Here is a 5,718-nt window from a genome sequence, read left to right on the forward strand (position 1 = left end):
ACGGAGAGCCGCTCCATGCGGGTTTTGTCCGCCATGACGCTGCCGCCGCTGCGGGTGCTGGAAGGGTCTACGGCCAGCACCGCCACCCGCAGACCGTTTTCCACCAGCATCATGCCGAAGCTTTCGATGAAGGTGCTCTTACCGACACCGGGAACGCCGGTGATGCCGAGACGCACGGCCTTTCCCGTGTACGGAATCAACCGGTCCACCACGGTGCGTCCCAATTCCCGGTGCGCGGGGTGCGCACTTTCGATCAGGGTGATGGTCTTGGCCAGGATGCGGCGGTTGCCGGCACGGACGCCGTCAATGTAATGTTCGGGATCACGTTCACCCATCGAGAAGTAGTTCCTAATTAAACTATTTTTAGTATGGTAATCCTACAATTCGTATTTTGTGTCGCAAAACAAAAGCTAAGTAACAATAACCAAGACCCAAATGACAATTAAATCACAATGGCCAAATTCAAAATTCCAAACCGTATGATCTTGAAGAAGGGACATTCCAACCATCAATATTCGAGATATTGAATTAACAATCAACTGATCATTTTTGAGATTTGGCCATTGTAATTTGAGATTTATTTGGATTTTGGGATTTAATTTTTGGTGCTTGCAATTAATTGTTCCCCAAAATCCATTCTAACTTGAATATTTCATATCGCACTTGATTTTATATTCCGGCTGTCCAGGGCGTTGAGCACCTTGTTGGCCGAATCGGTAATGGCCGTGCCGGGGCCGAAGACGCCTACGGCGCCGGCTTGATACAGAAAGTCGTAGTCGCCCGGCGGAATCACGCCGCCGACGATGACCAGAATGTCTTCGCCGCCGGCTTTTTTCAAGGCCTCGATGAGTTGGGGCACCAGTGCCTTGTGGCCGGCGGCCAGGCTGGAGGCGCCCACGAGGTGGACGTCGTTCTCCACGGCCATTTTGGCTGCCTCTTCCGGCGTCTGGAACATGGGGCTGATGTCCACGTCGAAGCCCAGATCGGCAAAGGCGGTCGCCACCACCTTGACGCCGCGGTCATGCCCGTCCTGGCCCATCTTGGTGAGCAGGATGCGCGGCCGGCGACCCTCTTTTTCCATAAAGTCCGCCGTGCGCTTACGAATGGCGTCGATGACCGCGCTGTTAGAATACTCCGACGCGTAAACCCCGGAGATGCACTGGGTGGTGGCCACGAACCGACCAAATACCTTTTCCATGGCGTCGGACACCTCTCCCACGGTGGCCCGGGCGCGGATGGCCGCAATGCTGGCCGCCAGCAGGTTGCCGCCGCTTTCGGCGGCATGGGTGACGCCGCCCAGGGCACTGCCAACGGCCGCGCCGTCACGCTCGGCCTTGAGCTTCTTGATCATGCGGATCTGATCCTCGCGCACTTTTTCCGAAACGTTCAGCACGTCCATGGGTGTATCTTCGTCGAGCTTGTATTTGTTGACACCGACGATGACATCCAGCCCCTGGTCGATGCGGGCCTGTTTGCGGGCCGCCGACTCCTCGACGCGCAATTTGGGCATGCCGGTTTCGATGGCCTTGGCCATGCCGCCCAGCTGTTCCACCTCCTCGATGATCTTGCGGGCTTCCTTGATGATGCCGTCAGTGAGCGATTCGATGTAGTAGGAGCCGCCCAGCGGGTCGACGGTATGGCACACCTGGGACTCTTCCTGGATAATGATCTGGGTGTTGCGGGCGATGCGGGCCGAAAAGTCCGTGGGCAGTCCCACGGCTTCATCGAAGGAGTTGGTGTGCAGGCTCTGGGTGCCGCCCAGCACAGCCGCCAGCGCTTCCAGGGTGGTGCGGATAATGTTGTTGTAAGGGTCTTGCTGGGTGAGGCTCCAGCCGGATGTCTGGACGTGGGTGCGCAGCATGGAGGACTTCGGGTTTTTCGGGTTGAAGGGCTTGAGCAGGTCGTGCCACAGGTAGCGGGCCGCCCGCAGCATGGCGATCTCCATGAAAAAGTTCATGCCCACGCCGAAGAAAAAACTCAGCCGCGGGGCAAACGCATCGATGTCCAGTCCGGCGGCGATGGCGGCGCGCACGTATTCCAGCCCGTCGGCCAAGGTGAATGCCGTCTGGAGCACGCTGTTGGCGCCGGCTTCCATCATGTGGTAGCCGCTGATGCTGACCGTGTTGAATTTGGGCATGTTCTCGGAGCAGTAGGCGATGATGTCCGAAACGATGCGCATGGAAGGCGTGGGCGGATAGATGTAAGTGTTGCGGGTCAAATACTCCTTCAGGATGTCATTCTGGATGGTGCCGGAAAGCTGCTCCTGTTTGACGCCCTGCTCTTCGGCGGCGACGATATAACCGGCCATGATGGGCAGCACCGCTCCGTTCATGGTCATGGAGACGCTCATTTTGTCCAGGGGGATCTGGTCGAACAGCACCTTCATGTCTTCCACCGAGTCGATGGCCACACCGGCCTTGCCCACATCGCCCATCACCCGGGGATGGTCCGAATCATAACCGCGGTGGGTGGCCAGGTCAAAGGCCACGGAAAGGCCCTTTTGGCCTGCGGCCAGGTTGCGGCGGTAAAAGGCGTTGGAGTCCTTGGCCGTCGAAAAGCCGGCGTACTGGCGGATGGTCCAGGGACGCCCGGCATACATGGTGGCCATGGGGCCGCGGACATAAGGGGCGAAGCCGGGCAGGGTGTTGACGTGGGGCATGCCCTCCAGGTCCTGGGCTGTATACAATGGCTTGACCCGTATTCCTTCAGGGGTGTCCCATCGAAGGTCTTCCAGGGTCTTTCCCCTGAGCTGTTTGGCGGACAAATCCTTCCATTTTTGCAAATCGGGGTGTTCTGACATGGTGTGCTCCTTTGTTAAAAACGGTTGATCCAATTCAAATGGGGCTACCGGTTTCCCGATACACGCCATTTAATCAACATCCTAACGTGGACGCGGCCGTAAACCGTCCTTTTATCAGCTCCGATCATTGCCGGGATTGGAAATCGCCCGCCAGACCATTTCGAAAAGCATTCCGGCCTGATCGGTCAATCTGCCCTGCTGTCCCCTGGAGATCCACATGGTAAATGCCCGCTGGACCGTCCCCAACATAAAATCCAATAATACGCCGGCGCGCACATGCGGATTCAGGTGCCCCTCTTTCTGGCCGTTGCGCATGACCTCGAGATAGAGATGGATCATCTTTTTCTGCTTGAACGTTTCATCAGCCATCCAGGTTTTCATGGGCAGGGTCATGAAAATGATTCTGGCCAGTCCCGGATTACGCTCGTAGTAATCCAACTGAAGCCAGAGGACTTTGCGCATTTTTTCCTTCAGGTCTTCGATGCCCTGAAGGTGGTCGTAGATTCGTTCAGTCAATTTGCCCAGCCAAACGTCTACAAAGGCAAAGACCAGCCGCTCTTTCGAGCCGTAGTGCTTATAGATGGTGGAAAAACTCACCCCCGCCCGGTTGGCCACGTCGCGGATATTGGCCTTGTGAAAATCGGAATGGGAAAAAATGTCCAGAACAGCCTGCTCCAGCCGCTGATAAACTTCGGGTTTAAGGGGTGTGAACATTGTTATGGTTGGTCCGATCGCAGGGGCGAATTCAATTCCTGTCTATATTTTAAAGTATTGAATTTAATATAAAATTTATTATGTTTAGTTGCTTTGACATTCAATTGGCCGTATTGAATAATGATGTTTCCATTAAAAAATATTCGTATTTATATGAAATATTTAGAATAAAATGTAATGCCGATTTTTTTTATTAGAGGAAGGGTAACATTGTTATGGTTAGGCACGTTAGAATGGGCACCAATCCTCTGTCAAGAAAAATATTATGAATTTTGATCAATAAATGAATACTGTTAATTTTAGCCCGGGCGCCCTTGTTCGGCCGGCCTTAACCGGTCGTCCAACCCAACGCTTGATAACGAACCGGAAGGTAAATATAGTACTGGATCCAATCGTGCCCGTCCGGAAACGGGATCTATCGACCCGTGCATGTGGCCTGGGCCTTGATAAAAAACTACCATTTCTCAATGGGCGCTGTTAAATACAATCACGGTGGGATATGGGGTGGCGAAGCCACCACCCCCTCTCGCCGCTAATCTGGGAAGGAAATGGCCGAAGGGGCGGTCCATTAAAAAAATGTACTCACTCGACGATTACGATTACGACCTGCCAGAGGCACTGATCGCCCAGACCCCGGCAACCGACCGGGACGGATCCAGGCTGCTTCACCTGTCTCGCGGTAATGGCACTGTTTCACACCGGCATTTCCATGAGATCGTCACTCTGCTGCGCCCTTCGGACGTCCTGGTGGTTAACAACACCCGGGTCGTCCCCGGACGCCTGCATGGCCGCAAGGCCACCGGCGGCAAAGCCGAACTGCTGATCCTCGATTATGGCCAGGCCGATGGCCGCGGCCGTGATGACTGCAAACGGGTTTACCGTTGTCTGATCAAGGCGTCCAAACAGGCCGGCGCCGGCACGCGGATCCATTTCGACGAGGGATTGGTTGCCGAGGTCCGGGATTTTTCCGAGGGCATCTATACGGTCGCCTTCTCGGCACCGGAACCCTTTGACGGCCTGCTCCACCGGATCGGGCGGATGCCTCTGCCGCCCTATATCAAAAGGGACGAAACCCAGCCGGATGAAGCGGACCGGATGCGCTATCAGACCGTTTATGCCCGGGAGGAGGGCGCCATCGCCGCCCCTACCGCCGGTTTGCATTTTACCGATGCGGTCTTGTCGCAGATTAGCGAAAAAGGGGTCACGGTGGCGGCAGTGACCCTTCACGTGGGCTACGGCACCTTCGTGCCGGTGCGTGTGGATGATATCCGGGACCACCGCATTCACGAGGAGTGGTACTCCATTTCCCAAGAGACGGCCCGTATCGTCAGCCAGGCCAAGGCAGACGGGGGCCGGGTGGTGGCCGTAGGCACCACCAGTGTGCGCACGCTAGAGTTTGCCGCCGGAACGGGCGGTAAAATCCAGCCGGGAAGCGGCCGGTGCGATTTATTCATCTATCCCGGGTATACCTTCACGTGTGTGGACGCCATGATCACCAACTTTCATCTGCCCCGATCCACCCTGCTCATGCTGGTGTCGGCCTTTGCAGGCAGGGAAACCATGCTTCAGGCATATGCCGCGGCCGTAAAGGAAAAATATCGCTTTTTCAGCTATGGGGATGCGATGTTGATTGACTGAAAGTGTTAAAAATTAAGTGTTAAGTGGTTAAGTCTATGTATTTTATCGATTTTAAGGGATTCAAATGACATATGCGTCGTTTGAGAATTTGGAAGTGTGGCAACGGTCTTGTCGATTGGCCGTTGAAATCTGCAAGTTGCTCAAGGATTGCAAAGAATATGCGTTAAAGGATCAAATGAGTCGATCGGCAATATCCATTGCCTCCACTATCGCTGAGGCGCAGAGCGCGGTTCGAAAGCCGAGTTCATCCGCTTCCTTAACATCGCCAAGGGATCCGCGGCTGAATTACGAACACAAATGTATATTGCGTCAAAATTAGGCGTGATCATACCTGACGAACAAGCTATAGAACTGATATCGGAGCTAAAAGAGATATCCAATATGCTGCAAGGGTTGATCAAATCCCAACGACAATAAATGGATGACTATCCTTTGCTTAACACTTAAAACTTTACACTTCACACTATGGGAATATTTGAACTTCAGAAGAAATGTAACAATACCTCCGCCCGTGCAGGGCTATTAACTACCGTTCATGGACAAATCGAGACCCCGGTGTTTATGCC

Annotated in this window: 3 protein-coding genes and 2 pseudogenes; 2 read left to right on the top strand and 3 right to left on the bottom strand. The window is 54.3% G+C overall.

The features are described 5' to 3' along the window. From ABYV26_RS19150 to ABYV26_RS19160, 3 genes and pseudogenes are all read right to left on the bottom strand, one after another. Positions 1 to 335, bottom strand: a pseudogene (locus tag ABYV26_RS19150) (methylmalonyl Co-A mutase-associated GTPase MeaB); the annotation flags it as partial. Between the two features lie 317 nt (positions 336 to 652). Continuing rightward, positions 653 to 2,800, bottom strand: coding sequence for a methylmalonyl-CoA mutase (gene scpA, locus ABYV26_RS19155; RefSeq protein ID WP_372682961.1), 2,148 nt, complete (start codon positions 2,798 to 2,800; stop codon positions 653 to 655). A 114-nt stretch (positions 2,801 to 2,914) separates the two neighbouring features. Continuing rightward, positions 2,915 to 3,514, bottom strand: coding sequence for a TetR/AcrR family transcriptional regulator (locus ABYV26_RS19160; RefSeq protein WP_372682962.1), 600 nt, complete (start codon positions 3,512 to 3,514; stop codon positions 2,915 to 2,917). A 576-nt stretch (positions 3,515 to 4,090) separates the two neighbouring features. On the opposite strand from ABYV26_RS19160, the gene queA reads away from it, so the two are divergent. Continuing rightward, the gene (gene queA / locus ABYV26_RS19165) at positions 4,091 to 5,152 is read left to right on the top strand and encodes a tRNA preQ1(34) S-adenosylmethionine ribosyltransferase-isomerase QueA (protein ID WP_372682963.1); all 1,062 of its coding nucleotides are present in this window, start codon (positions 4,091 to 4,093) and stop codon (positions 5,150 to 5,152) included. Between the two features lie 64 nt (positions 5,153 to 5,216). Next, positions 5,217 to 5,569 (top strand): annotated as a pseudogene (locus ABYV26_RS19170) (four helix bundle protein). Positions 5,570 to 5,718: the final 149 nt, after the last annotated feature.

The organism is Desulfosarcina sp., assembly GCF_041551955.1.
GTDB lineage: Bacteria > Desulfobacterota > Desulfobacteria > Desulfobacterales > Desulfosarcinaceae > Desulfosarcina.

What these genes read in the sequence shown, in the direction of transcription:
- scpA (WP_372682961.1), bottom strand. Translation starts at nt 2,800, where the DNA reads ATGTCAGAACACCCCGATTTGCAAAAATGGAAGGATTTGTCCGCCAAA.
- ABYV26_RS19160 (WP_372682962.1), bottom strand. Translation starts at nt 3,514, where the DNA reads ATGTTCACACCCCTTAAACCCGAAGTTTATCAGCGGCTGGAGCAGGCT.
- queA (WP_372682963.1), top strand. Translation starts at nt 4,091, where the DNA reads ATGTACTCACTCGACGATTACGATTACGACCTGCCAGAGGCACTGATC.